The organism is Flavobacterium reichenbachii (assembly GCF_002217435.1).
Lineage (GTDB): Bacteria > Bacteroidota > Bacteroidia > Flavobacteriales > Flavobacteriaceae > Flavobacterium > Flavobacterium reichenbachii.
In genome coordinates this window covers 77414-103159 of sequence record NZ_MUHF01000012.1, presented here as the reverse complement: position 1 = coordinate 103159, position 25746 = coordinate 77414, and the positions used below count along the sequence as shown (strand labels likewise).

25 protein-coding genes are annotated in these 25746 nt (G+C 33.3%); 13 read left to right on the top strand and 12 right to left on the bottom strand.

Translation table 11 applies throughout. From position 1 onward, the window contains the following. Positions 1-70: 70 nt before the first annotated feature. From B0A68_RS11920 to guaA, 10 genes are all read right to left on the bottom strand, one after another. Positions 71-1684 (bottom strand): CTP synthase, encoded by a 1614-nt coding sequence (locus B0A68_RS11920; protein ID WP_035684014.1) that lies wholly within the window; start codon positions 1682-1684, stop codon positions 71-73. 603 nt (positions 1685-2287) lie between these two features. Further along, the gene (locus B0A68_RS11910; protein WP_051892556.1) at positions 2288-2692 is read right to left on the bottom strand and encodes a DUF4190 domain-containing protein; all 405 of its coding nucleotides are present in this window, start codon (positions 2690-2692) and stop codon (positions 2288-2290) included. Between the two features lie 101 nt (positions 2693-2793). Further along, positions 2794-3024: a DUF3820 family protein gene (locus B0A68_RS11905; RefSeq protein ID WP_035684019.1), complete on the bottom strand. Its 231-nt coding sequence runs from the start codon at positions 3022-3024 to the stop codon at positions 2794-2796. A gap of 218 nt (positions 3025-3242) precedes the next feature. Then, positions 3243-5171 (bottom strand): glucosamine-6-phosphate deaminase, encoded by a 1929-nt coding sequence (gene nagB / locus B0A68_RS11900; RefSeq protein WP_035684021.1) that lies wholly within the window; start codon positions 5169-5171, stop codon positions 3243-3245. 686 nt (positions 5172-5857) lie between these two features. After that, positions 5858-6163, bottom strand: a complete 306-nt coding sequence (locus tag B0A68_RS11890; RefSeq protein ID WP_035684027.1) for a hypothetical protein — start codon at positions 6161-6163, stop codon at positions 5858-5860. A 45-nt stretch (positions 6164-6208) separates the two neighbouring features. Continuing rightward, positions 6209-7084, bottom strand: coding sequence for a hypothetical protein (locus B0A68_RS11885; RefSeq protein ID WP_035684029.1), 876 nt, complete (start codon positions 7082-7084; stop codon positions 6209-6211). Between the two features lie 155 nt (positions 7085-7239). Next, positions 7240-7641 carry an OsmC family protein gene (locus B0A68_RS11880; protein ID WP_035684032.1) on the bottom strand — a complete coding sequence of 134 codons (402 nt, stop codon included), beginning with the start codon at positions 7639-7641 and terminating at the stop codon, positions 7240-7242. Further along, positions 7641-9752 carry a PBP1 and LysM peptidoglycan-binding domain-containing protein gene (locus B0A68_RS11875; RefSeq protein ID WP_035684035.1) on the bottom strand — a complete coding sequence of 704 codons (2112 nt, stop codon included), beginning with the start codon at positions 9750-9752 and terminating at the stop codon, positions 7641-7643. The genes B0A68_RS11880 and B0A68_RS11875 overlap by 1 nt, the downstream gene beginning before the upstream one ends. 95 nt (positions 9753-9847) lie before the next feature. Further along, entirely contained in the window at positions 9848-11734 is a 1887-nt protein-coding gene (locus tag B0A68_RS11870; protein WP_035684037.1) for a lytic transglycosylase, read from the bottom strand. A 62-nt stretch (positions 11735-11796) separates the two neighbouring features. Further along, a complete protein-coding gene (gene guaA / locus B0A68_RS11865) occupies positions 11797-13326 on the bottom strand; it encodes a glutamine-hydrolyzing GMP synthase (protein WP_035684039.1) in 1530 nt (509 codons plus the stop codon). Positions 13327-13564: 238 nt separating this feature from the next. Here guaA and B0A68_RS11860 point away from each other — a divergent pair, with 238 nt between their 5' ends. Beyond that, positions 13565-14092 (top strand): hypothetical protein, encoded by a 528-nt coding sequence (locus B0A68_RS11860; protein ID WP_035684041.1) that lies wholly within the window; start codon positions 13565-13567, stop codon positions 14090-14092. Between the two features lie 146 nt (positions 14093-14238). On the opposite strand, the gene B0A68_RS11855 is transcribed toward B0A68_RS11860, so the two are convergent. Continuing rightward, positions 14239-14952: a hypothetical protein gene (locus B0A68_RS11855; protein ID WP_035684043.1), complete on the bottom strand. Its 714-nt coding sequence runs from the start codon at positions 14950-14952 to the stop codon at positions 14239-14241. Positions 14953-15162: 210 nt separating this feature from the next. Continuing rightward, entirely contained in the window at positions 15163-15582 is a 420-nt protein-coding gene (locus B0A68_RS11850) for a hypothetical protein (protein ID WP_035684045.1), read from the bottom strand. Between the two features lie 225 nt (positions 15583-15807). Between B0A68_RS11850 and B0A68_RS11845 the strand changes: the two genes are divergently transcribed. From B0A68_RS11845 to B0A68_RS11790, 12 genes are all read left to right on the top strand, one after another. Further along, on the top strand, positions 15808-16719 hold the full coding sequence (locus B0A68_RS11845; RefSeq protein ID WP_035684047.1) for a DnaJ C-terminal domain-containing protein: 912 nt from the start codon (positions 15808-15810) through the stop codon (positions 16717-16719). Further along, a complete protein-coding gene (locus tag B0A68_RS11840) occupies positions 16712-17008 on the top strand; it encodes a chaperone modulator CbpM (protein ID WP_051892558.1) in 297 nt (98 codons plus the stop codon). The genes B0A68_RS11845 and B0A68_RS11840 overlap by 8 nt, the downstream gene beginning before the upstream one ends. A 172-nt stretch (positions 17009-17180) precedes the next feature. Beyond that, the gene (locus B0A68_RS11835; RefSeq protein WP_035684053.1) at positions 17181-17564 is read left to right on the top strand and encodes a RidA family protein; all 384 of its coding nucleotides are present in this window, start codon (positions 17181-17183) and stop codon (positions 17562-17564) included. 159 nt (positions 17565-17723) lie between these two features. Further along, positions 17724-18983: a voltage-gated chloride channel family protein gene (locus tag B0A68_RS11830; protein ID WP_035684055.1), complete on the top strand. Its 1260-nt coding sequence runs from the start codon at positions 17724-17726 to the stop codon at positions 18981-18983. A gap of 120 nt (positions 18984-19103) precedes the next feature. Then, positions 19104-20108 carry a DHH family phosphoesterase gene (locus tag B0A68_RS11825; RefSeq protein ID WP_035684058.1) on the top strand — a complete coding sequence of 335 codons (1005 nt, stop codon included), beginning with the start codon at positions 19104-19106 and terminating at the stop codon, positions 20106-20108. Between the two features lie 6 nt (positions 20109-20114). Then, positions 20115-20780: a gliding motility-associated peptidyl-prolyl isomerase GldI gene (gene gldI, locus B0A68_RS11820; RefSeq protein ID WP_035684060.1), complete on the top strand. Its 666-nt coding sequence runs from the start codon at positions 20115-20117 to the stop codon at positions 20778-20780. Positions 20781-20799: 19 nt separating this feature from the next. Then, positions 20800-21876: a peptidylprolyl isomerase gene (locus B0A68_RS11815; protein ID WP_035684063.1), complete on the top strand. Its 1077-nt coding sequence runs from the start codon at positions 20800-20802 to the stop codon at positions 21874-21876. 40 nt (positions 21877-21916) lie between these two features. Then, complete coding sequence (locus B0A68_RS11810) at positions 21917-23053, top strand: peptidylprolyl isomerase (protein ID WP_035684065.1); 1137 nt, start codon at positions 21917-21919, stop codon at positions 23051-23053. Between the two features lie 214 nt (positions 23054-23267). Beyond that, complete coding sequence (locus tag B0A68_RS11805; protein WP_035684068.1) at positions 23268-24164, top strand: EamA family transporter; 897 nt, start codon at positions 23268-23270, stop codon at positions 24162-24164. Between the two features lie 82 nt (positions 24165-24246). Further along, a complete protein-coding gene (locus B0A68_RS11800; protein ID WP_035684071.1) occupies positions 24247-24603 on the top strand; it encodes a DoxX family protein in 357 nt (118 codons plus the stop codon). Positions 24604-24632: 29 nt separating this feature from the next. Continuing rightward, positions 24633-25364 (top strand): aquaporin Z, encoded by a 732-nt coding sequence (gene aqpZ / locus B0A68_RS11795; protein ID WP_035684074.1) that lies wholly within the window; start codon positions 24633-24635, stop codon positions 25362-25364. A 21-nt stretch (positions 25365-25385) separates the two neighbouring features. Beyond that, positions 25386-25625 carry a GlsB/YeaQ/YmgE family stress response membrane protein gene (locus tag B0A68_RS11790; protein ID WP_035684077.1) on the top strand — a complete coding sequence of 80 codons (240 nt, stop codon included), beginning with the start codon at positions 25386-25388 and terminating at the stop codon, positions 25623-25625. Positions 25626-25746: the final 121 nt, after the last annotated feature.

Below are 25746 nucleotides of genomic sequence, written 5' to 3'. Positions count from 1 at the left end.
AAAGGTTATTCGTCAAGGCTATTAGTACTGACTTTAGTTTAAAAGTTACAGCCTGCCAGAATATTAATTATTATTTTTTATGCGCATTAACAGCCGCTGCAACAAAGTTTACAAAAATTGGATGCGGATTGGCAACCGTACTTTTATATTCAGGGTGGTATTGAACCCCAATAAAAAACGGATGGTTTTCAAGTTCAACAATTTCAACCAAACCTGTATCAGGATTAACTCCAGAAGCTTTTAAACCTGCTTTTTGCAATTCGTCTGCATATTTATTATTGTATTCGTAACGGTGGCGGTGACGCTCCGAAATTGTCTTTTGTCCGTAAATTCTGTGTGCCAGCGTATTTGGTTTAATATCACATTTCCAAGCTCCAAGACGCATTGTCCCTCCTTTGTCTGTAACATTTTTCTGTTCTTCCATTAAACTTACAACAGGATGAGACGTTTTCTCATTCATCTCAGTAGAATTTGCTTCAGCATATCCTAAAATATTTCTGGAATACTCGATAACAGACATTTGCATTCCTAAACAAATTCCAAAAAACGGAATATTATTTTCACGTGCAAAACGAACTGCTTCAATTTTTCCTTCAATACCTCTTTCACCAAAACCTGGAGCTACTAAAACTCCGTCAAGAGGTCCTAATTTCTCTTCTACATTATCAATATTAATATGTTCTGAGTGAATAGAAATTACGTTAACTTTTGTTTCATTAGCAGCACCTGCATGAATAAACGCCTCTAAAATAGATTTGTAACAATCCTGCATTTCTACATATTTCCCTATCAAACCAATATTTACAGTTTGCTTTGGATTTTTTAATCTGCGTAAAAAAGTATTCCACGTTTTTAAATCCGGAGATGCTTTTTTAGGCAAATCTAATTTTTTCAAAGCCACAACATCTAATCCTTCTTCGAGCATTAAATTTGGAACTTCATATATTGTTGAAGCATCAATAGATTGAATTACCGCTTCTTTCTTAACATTACAAAACAAAGCTAATTTTTGACGCAATTCCTGAGATAATTCATGTTCAGTTCTACAAACCAAAATATCTGCTTTAATACCACTTTCCATCAATGTTTTTACAGAATGCTGTGTAGGTTTTGTCTTTAGCTCTCCTGCAGCTGCCAAAAATGGAACTAAGGTTAAATGAATAACGATTCCGTTATTTTCTCCCAATTCCCAAACCAGCTGACGAACAGATTCTATATAAGGAAGTGATTCAATATCACCTACAGTTCCTCCAATTTCAGTAATAACTATATCATAATCACCTGATTTACCAAGCAATTGCATTCTATCTTTGATCTCATTTGTAATATGAGGAACAACCTGAACCGTTTTTCCTAAAAATTCTCCTCTTCTTTCTTTTTCAATAACCGAAAGATAAACTCTTCCTGTTGTAACGTTATTAGCCTGAGAAGTAGGAACGTTAAGAAAACGCTCGTAGTGACCTAAATCTAAATCTGTTTCAGCACCATCGTCAGTAACATAACATTCTCCATGCTCATATGGATTTAACGTACCTGGATCCACATTTATATAAGGATCAAATTTCTGAATAGTTGTACGGTATCCTCTTCCTTGTAACAATTTTGCTAAAGATGCCGCGATAATGCCTTTTCCTAAAGAAGAAGTCACACCGCCTGTAACAAAAATATATTTTGTTTGATTCATTCTGTTGTTGTTTGTATGTAGTTGTGTAAAAAACTTGGCAAAAGTACAAATTTAATTGGACAATTTATCAATTAGAGATTGAGATAATTTGCAAATTTTTAAACAGATTGATTACTTGTTTCCGTAATCTGTAATTTTAGATTTTAAACAGACTATTTTTTAATGAATCTATTTATTTGCATCCATTTTTTATATCACTACCAGATTATAAAAGGAAAAAATAAAGAATATGAAAGTAAAAATAATATCCAGATTAAGAACCAATTTGAAGTTTTTTAGTCTGATAATACTATTGATAAACAATCGCGCTATTAACTGAATTAGGAAGAATAAAAAAATCTTTAAGCTGTAGGGATTCAAAAGAACTGCATTTTCAAAATTAAAGCGCAGAATTTGAGAAAAAGCTCTGGTCAAACCTCTGCTCTTACAATATGCCAAAGGCAATCCCTCGCAAGAAGAACGCAGACCTGTGCTTAAAAACACTGAGAAATAACAATAAAAAAAGATAAACGTAATTAATAGAGCAAAAATTACATTTATCTTTTTATAAGAATCAATTTTATATGAAGCTTCTTTTACCACAAAAAAAAATTATTTTGCAGATTATTCAACTTTTACGGTGTCCGCTTTAATTTCAACACTGTTTTCTACAGAATCCTGAACTTTGATAGCTTCTGTATTTATTGAATCCATTGCTTTTTCGATATCATCTTTATGAGACCATGCAGCAGATCCTAGCGCTCCTGCAAAAATCACCATCCAGAGAATTACAAAACAAGTTGCAACAACTCCTAGTATTAAACCTACTTTAGGTAAAGTAGTTGCAGCATTTTCTTTTTTTGCCTGAGAAAGACCAATAGCTCCAAAAACTATTGCTAGAACTCCGAAAAGTATTGCGATTAAACCAAAGCAAGGAATAAATGCAGTAATTACTGCTATAATTCCTAATACTAAAGCAGCAATTCCCATACCCTGACCTGCGTTTGAAGAATGTAATTTGTTTTCCATTAAAATATTTTTAGGTTAATTTTTACAAAAATATAAAAACAGCTATGCGGTCAGTACTTATTAAGTATAAGTTATTAACAATTAATTAAGAGTTTTCAATACTATGGCCTAGGATACTGTTTTTTAATATTACGAATCAATTCTTCCAGTCCGTTTAATTTCAATTCGTAAATTAATTGCAATTGCTGTCCAAGTTCTCCTTTTGGAAAACCTTTATTTTGATACCACACCACATAATATTCGGGCAGATCAATTAAAAAGCGTCCTTCGTATTTCCCGAAAGGCATTTTGGTATGAGCTAGTTTTATAAGAAGTTTTTTATCTGATTCCATATTTAAAGAAAAAGAAGCAAGAAAAAAGAATATAGACTCATTCTTTCTTCTTGCTTCTAATTGCTTACAAAGCTATTATTATTTTTCTTTTATTCTTGCCACAGCTTAAAAAGATTTCCACAGATTTGAACTTTGAACCTTTGTCCCTAGAATCTTTGAACCTTTCAAAACCTTAGCGTTTTAGCCGCTCAGTCCCGAAGCTTCGGGATAGCAGCTTTTTAGTAATGCCATCTCACAAAAGCTTCCATCGCAGCATAAGTCGCCAAACCTAATTGCTGATATAAAGCTGCTGTTTCATGATTCCTGTCTTCTGCTCTCTGCCAAAACTCTCTGGCATCTGTTCCTTGAAAAACAACACCGTCTTTTTGAGATTGATGTTTGAAAATTCCGTGACGTTTCGCCAAAACTTGATCCGGACTCATTGGCACAGCCATTTCTACTTCGTCAATTCCCCATTCCTGCCAAGCGCCGCGGTACAGCCAAAGCCAGCAGTCATCCATAAATGATTTTGGTTTTAAAATTTTTACAGCTTCAAAAATAGCATCAAGACACACTTTATGTGTTCCATGTGGATCTGCCAAATCTCCGGCAGCGTAAATTTGATGCGGTTTAATTTTTTCTATTAAATCAACGGTCAGCTGAATATCTTCAGGTCCGATTGGTTTTTTCTCAATTGTACCAGTTTCATAAAACGGAAGTTCCATAAAATGAATCTGATCGTCTGACAAACCAACAAAATGACTTGTTGCTCTTGCCTCACCTTTTCTAATTAATCCTTTTATATAACGAACTTCTGGAATATCGATTTCACTATTCTTTTTATTCTTCAAAAAGTCAACTGCTTTTTCGTAAATTGCATCTGCTTCAGGGCTTTTAATTCCGAATTTTTCGTTATAATCAATCACAAAGCTTGCAAAACGAAGCGCTTCGTCATCTGCCACTGCAATATTTCCTGAAGTCTGATAAGCAACATGCACTTCATGTCCCTGCTCTTGCAGACGCATAAAAGTTCCTCCCATACTAATAATATCATCGTCAGGATGGGGACTAAAAATCAATACACGTTTTCTAACTGGTTCTGCTCTTTCTGGACGATTAGAATCATCTGCATTTGGTTTTCCGCCAGGCCAGCCTGTAATTGTATTTTGTAATTTATTGAATATCTTAATATTAATATCATACGCCGGACCAGAATCTGCCAATAAATCGCTCATTCCGTTTTCGATATAATCTGCATCTGTAAGCATCAAAATTGCTTTTTTAAGCTTAAGAGCCAAACCTAAAACTGCTTTTCGAGTTAGTTTATCAGTCCAAACTACTTTTTCTACCAGCCAAGGACTATTGATTCTTGTTAGTTTTGAAGAAGCTTCTTTATCTAAAACAAAAACTGCATTGTCATGTTCCTGCAAAAAAGATGCAGGAATCTGGTTTGTAACTTCATCTTCAACAGACTTCTTAATCACATTTGATTTTCCTTCACCCCAAGCCATCAAAATAACCTGCTTCGCTTCCATGATTTTTTTCACTCCAAGTGTAATCGCGGTTCTTGGAGTATTGCTCAATCCAGAAAAATCTTTACTTGCAGCGACTCTCGTAATATGATCTAAAGCCACCAAACGTGTTTTAGAGTTTTGCAGCGAACCTGATTCATTAAAACCAATATGTCCGTTTCCTCCAATACCTAAAATCTGCAGATCTATCCCGCCAAGCGATTCAATCTTAGCTTCGTAATCAGCACAATAATCTGCGATTTGTTCTTTTGTTAAAAGTCCGTCCGGAACATGTGCATTTTCAGGTAAAATATCAACATGATCAAACAAAAGCTCTTTCATAAAACGAACATAACTGTTGATTGAGTTTGGTTCCATTGGATAATATTCATCCAAATTAAAACTGATTACGTTCTTAAAACTCAAACCTTCTTCTTTATGAAGACGTACCAATTCTGCATATAATCCTTTTGGAGAAGACCCAGTGGCAAGACCCAGAATACAAGGCTGATTGTTTTTTTGTTTCGATTGAATTAAAGCTGCAATTTCCTGGGCAACTGCTTTAGAAGCTTCACCAGAATTTTCGAAAACCACTGTATTAATGTTTTCAAATCGTTTTTCGAAGCCTGTTGCTTTGTCTATTTTACTTTTTAACATGATATAGTTATTTTTAATTTCCTATTCGATTTACCACTTTCTATAATTTATGACTGCTTTATGAACAAATATTTGCAAGCTGGCAATACCATAAAATACGCAATCTTGATTGAGTTTTATGGACATTTGCTGAATTCCAGACTCATCGTTTGCTAATTATTTTGATTTGATTATTATATATTGCGTTTCAATCGATCAAATCCTAAAAGCAAAATGCATTTTTTTTTCAAAAAACTGCATTTTTTTTGCAATACAAATGTAATACAATAAGTTGTATTTAATTTTATTTCGATCATAAATTTTTTGTTATTTTTTTTAAAAAGCAAATACTTCTAATTATAAAAAAATATTTTACAAATGCTGACGAATTATTTAGTTCTAACCCTAAATAAATAAAAATAAATAAAATTTAGTAATGTTCTAAATATTGTATTGCAACATAATGGAGAATATCTGGCAGTAACCAAAGATTATTGTGCCGAATTATAACAGGAAGTTATTAGAAGTTTTGGTTTACGACAAACACTTATTTACCCGGATACTGCTTAAAAAAGGAAAAAAAGAAAATAGTCAAAAGAAAGTACAGACTATTCTAATTCCATTCCAGAAGATTATAAAAGACAATAAAATTACAGATACAACAAAAATGCCATCAAAATATTTATTGATGGCATCGTTATTTACAATTAATTATTTTTAAAAGCTTCGCGAATAATTGTTGATTGAAGTTTTTCTGTAAATTTTTTAATTCCTATTGTATAGATTTCAGAATCTGTAGGAAGTGCTGCAGGTATTCTTTCCAGCAAAGGCAGCAATTCCGGATCGATTGCCCGTTTATCTCCATCTTGAAGCGCATAAGAATACGTAAATAAAGCTGGAACTTCCAGCAATGAAGTACTTGTTTTTTTAGTATAATTGTCTACTGCTTTTACTGTTCCTCTTATCGTAATATCTTTGCGTAAATCAATAATTTGTAACCGGCTTTTTATCATTCTGCCTCTGGAATATCCTAATCTTCTGGATTCATCTGTCCGGTTTTATTGAATGATGATTTCCTTTTCCTTATCATAAACCGTTCTTTGTATATCTCCTTTATTAATGTTTACATCTGTAATATCTATGGTAAAATTAACATCATACTTTCCTTTAGCATCTTTTCCTATTGTAATCCATCTTCCAAGACCTAAAACAGCGAGTATATTTTTCTCGATATCCTTATATTCTTTTAATGTAGTATTAATCTGGATTGCAATATAACTTTGTCCTTTTTTATACGCTTCATCTTTAAGTTTTATAACTTCGGCTTTTTTATAGGTGTTATCAAAGTCCTGAATCATAACATAAATATCATATGCTTCTTGATAACCATTTTTTTCATCATATGACAATGAATTTACCAAGCCATCCGTATGACTTTTTGCTGCTCTAAATAAAAAATCACTGTACTTGTCTCTGGTTTTTCCAATAAGTTCTGAATAATTTTTTTTTGAAAAAACCAACTCTCTTCCTGCATAATGCAATGGAACTATATTCTTAAGTTGCCTTTGAAAATAGTCATAATCTTCTTTTAGTTTAAGACTTCTTTTATAAATATTCTTTGTCGCATTATTTTCCAGATTTAAACGACTATAATCTCTATCATTTTGAGTTTTTAAAAGATATTCTAATGTAGTTTCTTCTTCTTCAAGATATTTTGAGTAAGCACCTTCTATAATCGAAAGTGCTTCTTCTTTTTTTTCATCTGATTCATTTTTTTCTATAATCTTAACGGCACTATTAAATGCAGGAAAATAGTTTTTTGATGAATAATCCCAAGATATACTGTTAGGTTGAGATGATCTGTGTGTTTTACGCCCCAAACAAGAAGTTAGTAATAAAACAATTAACATTGCAGAGAATAAGATAGTTTTCATTTTTAAGTAAAGAATAACATATAATATGCAAGATAAACAAAATTATCAAACAGAAAGAATAATCTTACTTTTTAACTTTTGAGATTTATTTTAAAATGATATAAAAACAAAAGCCATTCCTTTATGGAATGGCTTTAAATTTATTACCGGAGTCATTACTTCCAGTTGAAAGTAATTTTCTTTTCAATTTCACTGCTTAAACTCAAAAATACAGGACAAGTCATTGCTGCACGTTCTAAAATAGTTCTGCTTTTTTCATCAGCAACACCTTTCATTTCAAACACAATTTCAATTGTCCCAATTCTTCTTGGCTCTGCGTTCATGATTTTTGTTACTTCTGCTGTAGAACCAACAAAATCAGCCTCTAAATCACGAGCTTTAATTCCCATAATTGTCATCATACAGCTTGCCAAAGCATTTGCAACGGTATCGGTTGGAGAAAAAGCCTCGCCTTTTCCATTATTATCTAATGGTGCATCAGAAATGATTTCACTTCCTGACTGCACATGAATTGATTTTGTTCTTAAATCGCCTAAATAGGTTACTTTGGATGTCATTAGTTTGCTTCTTTTAAAGTTAAATCAGTGTCGTAATATAAAATGTAAACACCTTTATTGGCGTGCCCGCCATCTTCTTTTTTGTAATATTGAAATTTATTGTCAACCTGTTGTGTTGTCATTAAATCTGTAGTTTCCTGATACGTTTTACCTTGAACCAAACGCATCATGGTATCAAAAGTTACATCAAATCCTCTTGTTGCATAAGTATTAGGATTCACTTTATTTTTTAGTCGGTATTGTTTTTCAAAAATTAAAACTCCTGGTTCATCACTGTCACGGGTTACCGATGGATACATTAATTTTAATTTTACTAAATTTTCATAGCTGATTTCATCTGTATCTAATGTACTGTTTGGCTCTAAAATTACCAACTGCACCTGACATGATTTCTGCGCATCGATCAAAGCCTTAATTATTGTTTTAATCATGGCTGTATTTGCCGTTTCCATAACCACATAATTCATTCTATTTGGAATTAATAGACTTTTTAGGTTTGCAACATCTATACCTCCTGTTTCTGTTAAAGCTGCAAAAACAACTCCCTTTTGATTTTGTTTGATGTAGGTTATAACAGACTCTTTTTTCTTATCAACAACTGCAACAATATTTCCGTTTTTAGAACGCATATAGTCAAAAATTGCATTTCTCACTACATCATTAGAAGGTATTGTCTGGTATAAATTATCAATAGGATTTGCTTTATCTTTAGACAAAGGAGAAATTACTGGAACATTATACAAGCGAAGTGTATTTGCAGCAGCTTCTGCATTATTTTGATAAAACGGACCTATAACAGCGTGAGCATCCTGCAATTTATTTTGAGCAATTAATCCTGAAATATTTGATGTTGTTTTGGTTTCCTGAGAATCATAAATAGAAACATCAATAGGAAGTTTTAATGTCTTCGCCGAATCAATAGCCATCATAGCACCTGAATAAAAATCAAGAGTCATATTAAAAAACTTGTCATTTTTTACTCTGGTGCTGATACTTGTAGTATCATTTTGCATTTTAGCCAAATTAAAAGGCAGTAATAAAACAAGTTTTTTACGGTCGTTTTCTCCTCTCTTTTTAGTTAAAGCTACAACTTCAGGATCTGCTTCATCAGATTTTACGGTTCCGATAATTTTGATACCGCCTCCAGAAGGTCTGTCTTCTATTTTTTCAGCTGTTTTCTCTACAGATTTTTCAATTGGTTTTTCTGCAGTTCTTTCAACTGGTTGTTGCTGCGCTACAATAGGAACTGCCGCAACATATCCAGAAGGAACTTTTAACACCATTCCTTCTTTTACCCCTTCAGCAAGTGACGGATTTAATTCGGTTAATTCTTCCTGAGTTAAATGAAATGTTCTTCCTAAACTGTAAAAAGTTTCCTTTGGTTTTACTTGATAATCCATATAAGTAGTTACTTTTCTTGGACTATCTGCCGGTTTTTTAACTTCGGCTGGTTTGGCTGAATTGGTCACCGCCGAAACATTATTTTCTGTTTTGGGTGCAGTACCCTTTATAGTCAATCGGTAACCAACAGGAAGACTGGAAACAATTTCCGGGTTACGCTTTTCTAAATCTTCAATTGTAGTATTATACTGTTTTGCGATCGAATACTTTGTTTCTTTTGCCTGAACATCGTGATAAACATATTTCTCCGGGCCTTTTTCTTTTGTCGTTTTTTCGGCTGCGATTTTTTTAGGCGCTGCACCTTTTGCCGGAATAACTAATTTCTGTCCGATTTGAACACCATTTTTTTCCAAAAAAGGATTGGCTGCTTTTAAAGCTTCATCAGAAATACCATATTTTTTCTCAATACTATAAAAGGTTTCTTTTGGTTGTACTTCATGAATTATTTCTTTTCCTCCGGCTGTAGATTTTGCTGTTTCTGCATTTGCTTTTGCATCTTTTGTTGGAATCAGCAATACGGCGTTTGGAGTTAATCCTGCTCTTGCATCCGGATTTAATTCATAAATATCGTGAGGCGTAATCTTAAACTTTACGGCAATCTGACTAATTGTTTCCCCGCTTGAAACCTTGTATTTTACAACTTTCTCCTGCGAAAAAGCATTACAGGTAACAAAAAAAACTAAAGACAATAATGTTGAATAATATTTCATAATAAGGCTTAAAACAATTTAATTTCTAATTAAAAAACAATTTACTAATTTCCCTAACACAAGATTCGAGCCACTAGTTAATTTTGTACTAAATATTATCTAAGATCAATCTCTGCCTTAGCAATAATAACGTTTTTATATAACTCATCTTCTTCTTTTTTCTTGCATTGATATAAAACTTCTTCCATATTTTGGAACCTTTCTGAATAAACATAATAAGAAAGACTGTTTACATTAAAAAAGAAGCTAGCGTTAAAATCACCAGAATCAATAAGTTTCATTATCAGCTTATCTCTTAATTCCGCGTCTGTAAATATACCTAAAACTAAGTAATAGCCATTTGAAACTTCTTTAAGATTATCAAAAACTTCAACCTTTACTACTTTATCACTTCGCAGCGGATTTTCTTTCAGCTCACGTTTCATCTCTTCTAAGGAAACTATTTTTGAAACTTCTGCTTTATTCTGATTTTTAACTGCTTCATCCTGATATTTTTTCAATTTCACCAAAGCCAGTTTATCATCAAATTTTCTGGCTTCCATACTATAATAAGAGGCTTTACTAATTTGTCTTTTTACTTCGATTTTTTTCTGATTATCGAGCGAATCGATTTTTGCAATTAAAAGCAGATTTTGCGTATCACCTTGCTCCTGCTCTATTTTATATCGTTTTATTTCGTCAAGCGAAAGGCGTTGCTGCAGCGAAGTGACATTTTTATTTTTTTCGCTTTCGCGGAGTTTCTTTTTGTATTCCTGATTTTCCTCAACGGCGATTTTTTCTACTTTGTTCATTAAACCAGCATAAGCTTTTCGGTTTTCTGCCAATTCTTTTTTTAGCTGCGAAGACAACTCACTGGTTTTTCCGATGCTTTCGTAAGAATGTTTTTCCAAACGTCTCGATTCATCAACATTCAAAACATCCATTCGCTTCAATTCTACTAAATCATTATTCATCGTATTGACCAACGAATCTAATTTTGCCATTAAAATATCCTGAACATTTTTATTGGCTTCTAAAACCAATCTTAATTTTTCAACAGAATTTTCTTTAGAACCATTCATGTCATTTAGATTCACTTTCAGATCATTAATTTTTATAATCTTCTGATTCATTTCTCTCTGAATCACTAAGCGGTCTTTCAAATCATCAATTTCAACGGTTTTGGCTTTTGTTTTTTCAACCACAACTTGCTTTTCGGCAAGAGCCAGCATTAACTCCTCGTTCTCGTTTGCTGGTTTTATTTCTTTTGTATTGATGGCTAATTTATTACCGACAATTAATCCGTTTACAATTTCAGGATTCTGAGATTCTAACTGATCGATTGATATTCCGTATTTCTTAGCAATAGAAAATTTGGTCTCTTTAGGTTCAACCACATGAAAAATAGTTTCCTGATTGATCACTCGAACTCTGCCGTCAAGCGTTTTTCGTTTGTTGGGAATTGAAATAGTCTGCCCAATCTGTAATCCGTTTTGAAGCAGTTCTTTATTTAAATTTTCTAAATCCTGAACCGAAACATTATACTGTCTCGCAATACTGAATAAAGATTCTTTTGCTAAAACCTGATGTGTTATTTTGGAATTTAAAACTGCTTCTGGTTTTTGAGGTATTACCAATTCCTGACCAATTTGAAGTCCGCCAGTCAAAATTTCCTGATTAGCATTCTGAATTGCTTCTACAGAAACATGATATTGCTTTGAAAGACCAAACAGAGTTTCTTTGGCACCAACAATATGTGTAATTTGATTTTGTTTTGTTTTTTCTGAAGAATGAACCGGAATCTTAATAATCTGATTGTCTTTAATTCCGCTCTGAGATTCGGGGTTGAGTTTATAAATCTCATCAATAGAAACCTTATATTTTTGTGCAATAAAGTAAGCGGTTTCTCCTTTCTGAATTGTATGTTCAATTATTGAATCTTGCGCAGTTATTTTGTTAAAAGACAAAACAATGGCAAGAGAAATCATTAAAAGTTCTCTCATAAATAGTAGGTTATAAAAAATTAAGGCCTTACAAATGTAAGACCTTAATTTTAAAAATGGTACTATTCCCACTCAATTGTTGCAGGTGGTTTTGAACTAATATCGTAAACAACACGATTCACACCTTTTACCTTGTTAATGATGTCGTTTGAAACTTTCATCAAGAAATCATAAGGTAAATGAACCCAGTCTGCAGTCATACCGTCAGTAGATTCTACAGCTCTCAACGCAACTACTTTTTCGTACGTACGCTCATCGCCCATCACACCAACACTATTTACAGGAAGCAGAATTGCTCCAGCCTGCCAAACTTTATCATATAATCCCCAAGATTTTAATCCGTCAATAAAAACGGCATCAACATCTTGCAAAATTTGTACTTTTTCTGGAGTAATATCTCCTAAAATTCTGATTGATAATCCTGGTCCAGGAAAAGGGTGTCTTCCTAATAATTCAGGATCTATTCCTAAAGTAGCCCCAACTCTTCGAACCTCGTCTTTAAACAACATTCTAAGTGGTTCTACAATTTTTAATTTCATATAATCTGGCAATCCACCCACATTATGGTGCGATTTGATCGTTGCAGATGGTCCTTTTACAGAAACTGATTCAATTACGTCTGGATAAATAGTTCCCTGTGCCAGCCATTTTACGTCTTCGATTAAATGTGATTCATCATCAAAAACTTCAATAAATACACGACCAATAGTTTTACGCTTGGTTTCAGGATCACTGATTCCGGCTAATTCAGAAAGAAAACGATCTCCGGCATCTACACCTTTCACATTCAATCCCATTCCTTTGTATTGATCTAATACGTTTTGGAATTCGTTTTTACGAAGCAAACCGTTATTTACAAAAATACAGTATAAGTTCTTTCCAATTGCCTGGTGCAATAAAACTGCAGCAACAGTAGAATCTACTCCGCCAGAAAGTCCTAAAACTACTTTATCGTTTCCTAATTTTTCTTTTAATTCTCCCACCATTTCTTCTACGAAAGCATTTGGTGTAAAGTTTTGAGGAACTTCGGCAATGTTTACTAAAAAGTTTTCCAGCATTTTTGATCCGTCAGTAGAATGAAAAACTTCTGGATGATATTGAATTGCATAAGTTGTTTCACCTTCAATTTTGTAAGCTGCATATTCTACGTCATGCGTACTTGCTAATTTTATAGCATTTGTTGGCAAAGCTTTGATACTATCACTGTGGCTCATCCAAACCTGGCTGTTTTCTGAAACGCCATTAAAGAAAACCTCATTCTCCTTAATATAAGACAAATTCGCTCTTCCGTATTCTCTTGTGTTTGAAGCTGCTACTTCGCCACCGCTAAAGTGAGCTAAATATTGTGCTCCGTAACAAACTGCTAACATTGGAAGTTTGCCTCGAATTTGAGATAAATCAGGATGTGGAGCATCTTCTGCACGAACAGAAAATGGGCTTCCTCCTAAAATTACGGCTTTATAAGGTGATAAATCACTCGGGAAGTGATTGTAAGGAAAAATTTCGCAGAATATATTTAATTCGCGAACTCTACGCGCAATAAGCTGTGTATATTGCGATCCGAAATCTAAAATAAGTACGTTGTGTTGCATGCGCAAAAATACTTTTTATATTCGAAATTGAAAAATCGGAACAATGAAAAAATATATTTTTTTTTCATCTTTCCGATTTTCACGTTTCAAAGACTCAAAGCAACAAAGGTTCAGAGGTTTATAATTTGATTTTTAACTTCTTTTCTCTTAACCTTTTCAACTTAAAAAATTTTGAATATCAAAAAAAATCCAAAGAACTTGAATTTTCGTATCTACAGAAAACCCAATAAATATAACTATGAAATCAAAATTAATTGCCTTGTCTTTATTTTTAGCAGTATCTGTAAGCTCTTGTGATGCTGTAGATGATTTATTAAGTTTTAATATTTCAAATCAGACTTCAATAAAAATCAAAAGTACTTCTCCTGTAAATCTGCCTACTGAAATTATTACACCGGACGTGACAACAAATTCTTCCGCTGAATTTGAAAACAACAAAACAAAAGCCAGTTTAGTAAAAGATGTAAAACTACGATCGCTGAAACTCACGATTGAAAATCCGGAAGCAAAAACTTTTACTTTCTTAAAATCAGTTCATTTATACATTTCTACAACAAATTCTGACGAAATAGAATTGGCTTATCAAGAGAATATCAATTCGTCAATGAATACAATTGATCTAATCTGCACCGATAAAAAACTGGATCAATATATTAAAGCAGACAGCTATAAAATTAGAACACAAGTTACCATAAAAGAAACTTTAACTCAAGATGTAACTGTAAAAGCAGATATGAAGTTTAAGGTTACGGCTGATCCGTTTTAGAATTAAGGCTCTAAGGTTCTAAGTTGCCAAGTTTCTGAGAGATTTTTTTTTTAAAATATTTAGTTTCAATTTCAAACTAAAAAGGTTCTAAAATGCTGCATTTTTTCTCAGCATTTTAGAACCTTTTAGCTTAGTATCTTTAAAAATCACTCTTTGGTAACAACAATCGAAGCTTTAAAACCTGCTGCCAAATTATTCCAATAATCATTGGTAACCAGAGTGCCTTTGTCATCATACACTCTTATTTCGGCCGTATTTCCTCCGAGGGAACCAATATTTAAGGCTTCAAAATCTAATTTATTAAAACCTTCTGTAAGATTTATTTTTACTTCCTGAAAATAAGAATCTAATAGTATCTGACTTTTAATAACTTTATCATTAGACGAAACTTTTACTAAATCTCCATCGATAGCTCCAAAGTCCCGGAACTTCACAACAAAAAACTCAGATTTGGTTTTAAAGTCTCCCAGCGAAATATTTTTCTTTACCAATTCGCCGCGTCCTTCCTTTAAGCCCGCTTCTTTTAAGGCTTTATCCAGATCTTTTTCCATTTTATCTACATAACGATCTCCGGGGTTAGCAAAGTCATTTTCTGTAGACATACTAAATTTACTTTTTTGTTCACCTATCTGAAATTGAGATTTTGGTGTAATACTCTTATTCTCAAAAACATTTGGCGTTTTTATACCGGGCATATCCAGATTATCTGCCTGCGGATCTTTAACTTCAGGAATTGGAGTTTTCTTAGGTTTTGCACCAAATTTTGGTGCCGGAATAGGTTTATATTTAGTACCAAACTCAGTTTGAGCTGATACTGAGACAGCTGTAAAAAATAATATGAAAAATAAAATGTGCTTCATTGAAAAGGTTTTATCGAATCGGCTTTTATAATTGGAATAATTAAGTAACAAAGCAAAAATAACATAATTTAGTTACTCACTTCTACTTTAAGACTTTTATAACACTATATTAGGCTAATTTTTGGAAATCAAAAAACCTGCCAATATTTTATAAAAAAACCGATTTGTCATAAACAAATCGGTCTGCCATTAATAATATAAAATATTTCACTATTTATCTTTAATGATGACTGCGGTAAGCGTTGTGAGATCTAATGTCTTTGTTGGACTATAATCTAGAAAAGTGAAACCGCTATAAGTTACTCCTGCATCAATGTACGGAATGTGATCAACCTGTTGATATATAACACCATCAGTACTTTTAATTGTAAATTTAATCGAATAAGAACCTTGGGTATAGTCATTGTAGGAATTTGCAGAAGTGTTTTTTAAGTCGTACACAATCTTCAAACCAACAGTTGCAGTCACTTCTTTCTTTGTAATTGTTAATGCAAAATCAGCCGGATTAAAAGTTTTGTTATTTGTTGGTACATCATCATCATGACTTGAACTGCAATTAATGAACAGCATTGACAGAGTCAATATAACCATAACACTCATTGTCGATTTTAAAAAAGATAATTTTCTCATAATTATAAATTTGAAAGGTTAATTTTTGTAAGTTTATATTTGTAATTTTAAAATAATTAACTAAACTAACCTACTTTAATGTAAGATTTAACTTAAAAATAATTAAACTTTACTGTTTTTATTAAAATCAAACATTTAAAATGAAAAATTGTATAATTAATTTGACATTACATAAGTTATCATTAACTTCAATATTTTATTTTTTACCTGATAAAAACTAAAGCAATGGACTATATCGATTACTATAAAACCTTAGATGTCAATAAATCAGCCACAGAAGCTGAGATAAAAAAAGCCTATCGAAAAGCAGCACGAAAATATCATCCTGATTTAAATCCGAATGATAAAGAAGCTGAGAAAAAGTTTAAGGAAATAAATGAAGCCAACGAAGTTTTGAGCAATTCAGAAAATCGTAAAAAGTACGATAAGTATGGAAAAGACTGGAAACATGCAGACGAATTTGAAAAATCTGGTTACGACCCAAATCAGCAGCAATATTCAAAACAGCAAAGCGGGCAGGATTTTTCTGGTTTTGGCGGCGATTTTTCAGGAAGTGATTTCTCAGATTTCTTCAACTCTATGTACGGATCGGCTCAAGGCAGCAGAGGTCAATCTAAATACAGAGGACAGGATTTTAATGCAGAATTACAAATGGATTTAGCTTCGGCTTACACAACCCACAAACAAAGCTTGACTGTAAATGGCAAAAACATAAGAATCACAATTCCGGCAGGAGTTGAAAACGGCCAGATAATAAAAATTCCGGGACATGGCGGTAACGGGGTAAATAGCGGGCCAAACGGCGACTTGTATATCACTTTTTTAATCTCTAATAATTCTGACTTTAAAAGAGAAGGAAATAATCTGCACTCTACTATTGATCTGGATCTTTATACAGCAGTTTTAGGCGGAGAAATCAGCATCAATACATTTGACGGAAAAGTAAAAATAAAAGTTGCGGCCGAAACTCAAACAGGAACAAAGGTCAAACTAAAAGGAAAAGGCTTTCCTATTTATAAAAAAGACAATCAATTTGGGGATTTATACGTGACATACAATCTAAAAATTCCAACCAGATTATCTGAAAAAGAAAAAGAATTGTTTACAGAATTATCTAAAATTAGAAATCATGAGTAACAAGAATTTAATCCAAATAAAACAATTTTGTCTGTATCACGAAATTGAAAATACTTTTATAAAAGAGCTTCATAATTATGGTTTGGTTGAAATTATTATAGAAGAAAATGACGAATATGTACAGCCGGAACAACTGCCGGAAATTGAGAAAATGATGCGTATGCACTACGATCTCAATATTAATCTGGAAGGAATTGACGCCATATATCATCTGTTGAATAAAATTGAAGTTTTACAACAGCATTTAACCAATACACAAAATAAACTTCGAATTTATGAGGAGCTGTAAATCAAATAAAGCGTAAAATTTATTTCTAAAATATCACAAAAAAGAAAGATTCGCAGTGTGATTTCAAACTATAAAAATTCTTTTTGACCGGCTTATTTTATAAATTGCAGCGCATTAATTAACCTGAATTATTTCTTTAAACCACAAAGAAAGAATTCTAAAAACTCATAAAATGAAAAGAGAAAATATCTTAACAGGATCACCGTGGGAAGACAAAATGGGATACTGCCGTGCTGTAAGAATTGGCAATATTATCGAAGTATCTGGAACTGTTGCAATTGTTGACGGCGAAAAAGTTAAAGCCGATGATGCTTATGCGCAGACTTATAATATAATTGAACGCGTTGAAAAAGTTCTGGAAGATTTGAATGTTGGAATAAAAGATGTCATCAGAACACGAATATTTACCACAGATATTAATTCTTTTGAGGAAGTTGCAAAAGCACATGCTGCTTTTTTTAAAGATGTAAAACCTACAACGGGGTTTTATGAAATAAGTAAATTGGTTGCTCCTGAATATTTAGTTGAAATTGAATTTACAGCTGTTATACAGTAATATTTTTCGCCGCGAATTGCACGAATTTCAACTAATAATGTTTTTTTTACAACAGATTAAAAGAATAAAAAACATTTCTTCTTTATTCTTCAATTAAAACCCTTATTAATTCGTGAAAATTCGTGAAATTCGTGGCTGATAAAAATCACAAAATAATTAATGGCTTTTCAAAACCCGAAGCAAATAGCACTGACAATTTTCAAATGGATTCTCATTTGCATTTTGATAGGCATTTTTTCAGGTTCAGCATCTGCATTTTTTCTTGTTTCTTTAGAGTGGGTTACACAATTTAGAATACAGCACGAATGGATTATATGGTTTTTGCCTTTCGGCGGACTTTTAATCGGTTTGAGTTATTATTATTGGGGAGATTCTGTTGTAAAAGGGAACAATTTGCTACTCGAAGAATATGAAAATCCTCAAAAAGTCATTCCATTTAAAATGGCTCCATTAGTTCTTTTAGGAACATTACTTACGCATCTTTTTGGAGGTTCTGCAGGACGCGAAGGTACAGCAGTACAAATGGGAGGCGCAATTGCCGATCAATTCACCAAGATTTTTAAACTTGACAATTCAGAACGTAAAATTTTAATTATTCTTGGAATCAGTGCAGGTTTTGCATCGGTTTTTGGAACACCTTTAGCAGGAGCAGTTTTTGCTTTAGAAGTTTTATATTTTAGTAAAATCAATTTCAAAAGTATATTTCTTTCTTTTTTAGTGGCCTACGCAGCTTATTTCACAGTTGAATTTTGGCAGGTAGAACACAGACAATATTACATTTCTGAAGTTCCGGAAATTTCAATTGAGAGTATTGAATGGGTTGTAATCTTAGGAATAATATTTGGTTTAGCTTCTATGCTTTTTGCCAGAAGCACTCATTTTTGGACTTTTATTTTTTCAAAAACTATCAAATATCCACCACTTCGTCCTGTTATTGGCGGAATAATTCTAGCCATAGCTTTTGCTGGTTTTGGACTTACAAAATTCTCTGGTTTGGGAGTTCCTGTTATTGCTGAATCTTTTTGGACACCCAATCCTTGGTATGATTTTCTGCTGAAAATTTTATTTACAGGATTTACTTTAGGAGCAGGTTTTAAAGGAGGAGAGGTTACGCCTTTGTTTTTTGTAGGCGCAACTTTAGGAAGCGCATTATATTTAATTGTCCCACTTCCTATTGGATTTTTGGCAGGTTTAGGATTTGTAGCTGTATTTTCTGGCGCAACCCACACTCCTATCGCCTGTACTATTATGGGAATGGAATTATTTGGCGTTCAACCCGGAATTTTCATCGCAATTGCCTGTACAATTGCCTATTTTTCTTCTGGTTCGGTAGGAATTTATAAATCGCAGATTGTCAAAGGAGCCAAATTTAAATTGTACCAAAGAATAAATTCCAAATTTTTAAAGTTTAAAGTTTAATGTCAATGTAGAATGCCAAATCCAATTCACAAACTCATAACTCAAACCCAATTCCCTAAAAGTGTGTTAATCTGTAAAATGATTTCAACATTACATTAAAAAAATGTAAATTCGCACACTATGAAAATACAAGACATTCAAGCGATACAACAGCTCCTTGCAAGCCCAAAAAAAATCGCGATTATTCCGCATAGAGGCCCAGATGGTGATGCCATGGGTTCTACGCTGGGTTTATACCATTTTTTATTAAAAAACAATCATCAGCCAACGGTGATTGCACCTAATGATTTTCCTGATTTTTTAGCCTGGCTTCCGGGTTCTGAAACAGTAAAAGTATTTGAAAAAGACACCGAAAACTGCACCAGAATATTAGAAGAAGCTGAGTTAATTTTTACTCTTGATTTTAATGCTTTTCATCGTACAGGCGAGATGGAACATACTTTAGCCAAGCTGACTGCTCCGTTTATTATGATTGATCATCACCAAAAACCAGATGATTATGCCGCGTATACCTATTCTGACACCTCATTTGGATCGACATGTGAAATGATCTACAACTTTATTTCTTTTTTAAACAAAAAAGAAGATATTGACAAAACTATTGCTACTTGTATTTACACTGGAATTTTGACCGATTCGGGTTCGTTTCGTTTTCCCGGAACAACAGGAAATACGCACCGAATTATTGCTGAATTAATTGATTTGGGTGTTGAAAATACGCAGATTCCAGTTTTATTATTTGACAATAGTTCTTACAGCCGTCTTCAATTACTTGGACGCGCTTTGCAGAATATGAAAGTTTTTGAAGCACATAAAACTTCTTACACCACTTTAACCCAAGCCGAATTAGACTCCTTTGATTATATAAAAGGAGATACAGAAGGAATTGTAAATTATGGTTTAAGTATAAAAGGTATTGTTTTTACTGCTATTTTTATAGAAAATAAAGACGAGAAAATCATCAAAATTTCATTTCGTTCTCAAGGCGGATTTGATGTAAATCAATTCTCCAGAGATCACTTTAACGGAGGCGGACACAGTAACGCAGCCGGCGGAAGATCTGAAACTTCGATGGAAGAAACGGTGAAAAAATTTGAAGATTTAGTAACTAAACTAAAAATATAACCCCAAATGAACTACCTAAAACTAAGCATTTACGCCCTGCTTTTTTCTGTTTTATTGGCTGGATGTAAACAACATGAAGATGCTAGAAGACCTATCTCTAGAACTTCAGGAACGTTTATGAAAAAATCGGCCGACCGAAACAAAAAACTAGTAGCCAGCGAAGAAGATGTTATTAAGAAAATCATTAAGAGCAATCCGAAAATAAAATATTACGCGACCAGAAAAGGATATTGGCTTTATTATGAGGAAAAAAACACAACAGATCTTGCTACACCAAAAAAAGGTGATATCGCTTACTACAATCTGGAAGTAAAGGATATTAAAGGTAAAATCATTTACTCAGAAGCAGATCTTGGTCCGCAGACGTATTATGTAGACAAACAAGATATCATGATGGGATTGCGTGATGGTATCAAAATGATGCACAAGAACGAAACTGTAACATTCTTATTCCCGTCGCATATTGCTTACGGATATCATGGAGACAATAAAAAAATTGGAACTAATGAATCCTTAATCTGTAGTGTAACACTCCGTAATTTTGTTCCAGACGAATCTCAAGCAACTCCCGTTGCGGCCACTGCAACAACAGAACAAACTCCAAAAACAATAGCAAGACCTACAGCCCCAAAACCTGCAGCTCAAACTAAAAAAGACACGATAAACCCTTAAAAAAAAACATTTAAAGAAAATGAAAAAGAGTATTTTATTATTACTACTAGCCGTTACCTCATTTTATTCTTGTAAAGACGAACACAGTAATTTACCAGATGGTCTGTATGCAGATATTGAAACTAATAAAGGACATGTTATTGTTGAACTAGATTACAAAAAAGCACCTATTACAGTGGCTAATTTTGTAACTTTAGCAGAAGGCAAAAATGAATTTGTAACTCAGGAAAACCTAAAAAACAAACCATTCTATGATGGATTAAAATTTCATAGAGTTATTGAGAATTTCATGATTCAAAGCGGTGATCCGTTAGGAACTGGTTCGGGAGATACAGGATACAAATTTAAAGATGAGTTTTCTGATTTGAAATTTGACAAAGGCGGTGTTTTAGCAATGGCAAATAACGGACCTGGAACAAACAGCAGCCAGTTTTTTATTACGCATGTAGAAACACCTTGGTTAGAAGGAAAACATACGATTTTTGGCCATGTTGTCGAAAAAGGAATGGAAGTAGTAAACAAGGTTATTCAAGGAGATAACATTACTAAAGTAACTATTATCAGAAATGGTGAAGCTGCGAAAAAGTTTGATGCTGTTAAAGTATTTCATGATTATTTTGCAGACATCGCAAAAGAACAAGGCAAATATGCTGATGTTCAAAAAGAAAAAGTTGAGTACTATGCTTCTGTAAAGCCAAAAGTTACTAAAACAAACAGCGGTTTAGAATTTTTAATTACAGAAAAAGGTAATGGTAAAAAGCCTGCTGCGGGAACTCAAGTATACATTCATTACGCAGGATTTCTTGAAAATGGAACATTGTTTGACACCAGCATTGCAGATGTTGCTAAAGCTTTTGGAAAATATGACGAACAAAGAGCTGCTGCAAATGCATATCAGCCGATTCCTTTTCAGGCAGGAAAAAAAGATGGATTAATCCCTGGATTTATAGAAGGAATTGAGCAATTGTCATTTGGAGACAAAGCAATTCTTTTTATCCCTTCTCACTTGGCTTACGGAGAAACGGGAGCTGGTGGTGTGATTCCGCCAAATGCTAATATTATTTTCGAAATTCAATTATTAGAAAAACAACAATAGTTTATAAAGATTATTTGTTTAGACTTAAATTAGAAACACGATGAAATTTAAATTTCTATTCTTATTTTGTTTGGCTGTAGTGAACATTCAGGCACAATCAACCAAAAAACCTGCTGCAAAACCAAAGGCAGCGGTAACAAAAACAGCTGCAAAAGCAGTTACAAATCCTACTGATGGAATTTTTGCTACTATCTCAACAACAAAAGGAGATATTGTATTGTCTTTAGAATATGTAAAAGCTCCGGTAACGGTTGCGAATTTTATCTCTTTGGCAGAAGGTAAAAATCCTAATGTAAAAGTGGACAGACTTAAAGGGAAACCGTTTTATGACGGATTAAAATTTCATAGAGTAATCAATGATTTTATGATTCAGGGTGGAGATCCAGACGGTAATGGTTCTGGAGGACCGGGATATTCTTTTAAAGATGAATTTGTTGATGATTTAAAATTTGAAAAAGGCGGTGTTTTAGCAATGGCAAATTCAGGTCCAGCAACAAACGGAAGCCAATTTTTTATTACACACAAAGACACTCCGTGGTTAAACGGAAAACACACGATTTTTGGACACGTAGTTTCTGGAATGGATGTCGTTAATAAAATTGTTCAGGATGATGTAATGAAAAAAATCACCATTACACGCAAAGGTGCAGCAGCAAAGAAATTTGATGCTGTAAAAGTTATTGGTGACGATGCTAAAAAAGATGAAGCTAAAAAGGCCGAAGGACAGAAAGTCGTGACTGCAAAAGCAGCGTATTTTGCAGCAACAAAAGCAAAAGCAACGGCAACAGCTTCTGGTCTAAAATATGTAATTACACAAAAAGGAACTGGAGTAAAATCTGCTGAAGGATCTACTATTTATTTTCATTATGCAGGTTACTTTGAAGACGGAAATCTTTTTGACAGCAGTATTCCTGCTGTAGCAAAAGCATATGGTAAATATGATGCAAACAGAGATGCGCAGAAAGGATATCAGGCTTTTCCTTTTACAGTAGGTAAAAAAGACGGAATGATTCCTGGTTTTATCGAAGCTTTGGACATGATGACTGATGGAGAAAAAGCAATTTTCTTTCTTCCTTCAAATTTAGCCTACGGAGAAAAAGGTGCTGGTGGTGTAATTCCGCCAAACGCTACTCTAATTTTCGAAATCGAAACATACAATACTCAGCCTGCGAAATAATAATTTTCAGATTGAATTTTTTAAATAAAACAAAACCATCAAGATTTATTTTTGATGGTTTTGTTTTTTATATATTCTGTCAAATCTGCAATTTCGTTTAAAATTTCAAGCTTCACATTAAAGCAATAATAAGGTTTTTGGCGATTTTATATTAAATCCTAAACAAAATAACTTACCTTTGCCGGCTTGATTTTTTAAAATAAACAATAATAAGATGTTACAGAATAATGTATTAAAAGGAGTATTTTTAGTTGCACTTGGTGCTACAACTTACGGGATGTTGGCCACTTTTGTAAAAATTGCTTACTCAGAGGGATATACAACTGCAGAAGTTACTACTGCTCAATTTATATTAGGAATTATTGGAATTCTGCTTATTAATGCATTTCAAAAAGTTAAGAATAAAAATAATGTTGTAAAAGCTTCTACAAAAAATATTGTCAGCTTAATGACTGCCGGAACTTCTCTCGGAATGACAAGTTTATTCTATTATCTGGCTGTAAAATATATCCCGGTTTCTATAGGTATTGTTTTGTTGATGCAGACTGTCTGGATGGGTGTTTTGCTTGAAATGATTTTAGAAAAGAAACTGCCGTCAAAACAAAAAGTAATTGCTGTTTTTATTGTACTTATAGGAACTGTATTGGCAACAAACATTTTAAATAATGAAATCAACCTGGATTGGCGCGGGCTTGCTTGGGGAATTATGGCTGCAGCATCTTTTACTACAACCATGTTTACTGCTAATCGCGTCGCAACAGAAATATCTTCTGCACAGCGTAGTTTATATATGCTTTTGGGTGGTGCTGTAATTGTTTTTTCGTTTGCATTTGCAACACAAGTAACTCCATTTAACCTGGAAATTTTTATGAAATGGGGAATTGTATTATCACTTTTCGGAACCATTATTCCTCCCCTATTAATGAATGCAGGTTTTCCTTTAACCGGAATCGGATTAGGAAGCATTGTTTCTGCTCTTGAACTTCCCGTTTCTGTGATGATGGCTTACGTTTTATTGAACGAAAAAGTAATCTTTACACAATGGGTTGGAATCGTATTAATTATTCTTGCCATAATTATTATGAACGTAAATTTTAACCGCAAAAAGTAGACCGCTCTTTGCAGCGTTAAAAAAACTGTACTGTAACGATAATTGCCGATTTTTTTATAAATTCGTTACAAACTATACTATCATGAATTTACCCTGGCACTTATATTTAATGGCTTTTCTTTATATATGTGCTGGTATTAATCATTTTAAAAATCCAGGAATGTACGTCAGAATCATTCCGTCTTATCTGCCCAATCCTCAATTATTAAATATTTTAAGTGGAGCTGCCGAAATTATTTTAGGCATTCTCCTGATCTTTCCACTTACAACCGTCATTGGTGCATGGGGAATTATAGCTTTATTAATTGCTGTATTTCCTGCAAACTGGAACATGTATTGTAAGAAAAAAGGTAAATTTTCTTTGTTAAAAATTATTTTATTAGTACGTTTGCCCTTACAAATTGTATTGATTCTATGGGCATACCTATATACCCTTTAACAATCAGATATTAATTAAAATTATTTACTATGAAAAAATTATTTGCTGAGTTCTTCGGAACTTATTGGCTGGTTTTTGGCGGTTGCGGCAGTGCCATCTTTGCAGCAGGATATCCTGGATTAGGCATTGGATTTGCAGGCGTAGCACTTGCTTTTGGTCTTACTGTACTTGCAATGGCTTACGCCGTGGGACATATATCCGGCGGCCACTTTAATCCCGCAGTATCTTTTGGTCTTTGGGCTGGAGGTAAATTTCCTGTAAAAGATCTTGTACCATACATTATAGCGCAATGCGTTGGAGCGGTTGCAGCTGCCGGAACTCTTTATACCATAGCATCAGGAAAAGCTGGTTTTGTCATTGATAGTGCCAAAGCGGGAGCTTTTGCTTCTAATGGATATGGTCCCTTTTCTCCAGACGGATATTCTTTGCAATCTGCCTTTATTGCTGAATTTGTATTGACATTATTCTTTGTCTTAATTATCTTGGGAGCCACAGATAAATTTGCTAATAGTAATTTCTGTGGAATCGTTATTGGTCTTACATTGACTGTTATTCACTTAATCAGTATTCCAATTACCAACACATCTGTAAATCCTGCACGATCTTTATCTCAGGCTATTTTTGCTGGCAGTGATCAATTAGCGCAGGTATGGTTATTTTGGGTCGCTCCTATTTTGGGCGCAATCTTAGGCGGATTTATCTATAAGAATTTATTACAAAATCATGCCGAGGCTAAAAATAATCCCCAAACCTTAGATTAATAAACTTTAAAAAATAAAATTATGGCATTTTTATATTTTTTACTTATTGGGGCAATTTCAGGATGGCTGGCTGGACAATTATGGAAAGGCGCTGGCTTTGGTTTAATTGGTAATATAATTGTTGGTATAATTGGTGCAATCTTTGGCGGTTGGATTGCCGGAAATCTTGGTATTGGCGGAGGCAGTTTATTGTGGCAGATTATTATTGCTGCAGGAGGCGGATGGATCTTATTATTTGTCATCAGTCTTATAAAAAAATAGTAAACAGTAACTTCTGAAAATAAAAAGAGAAAAAGTTTAATTACTTCTTCTCTTTTTTTGTACACAGTAAAAAATATATAAAAACTAACACCCAATTTTACAAATTCAACAAAATAATATA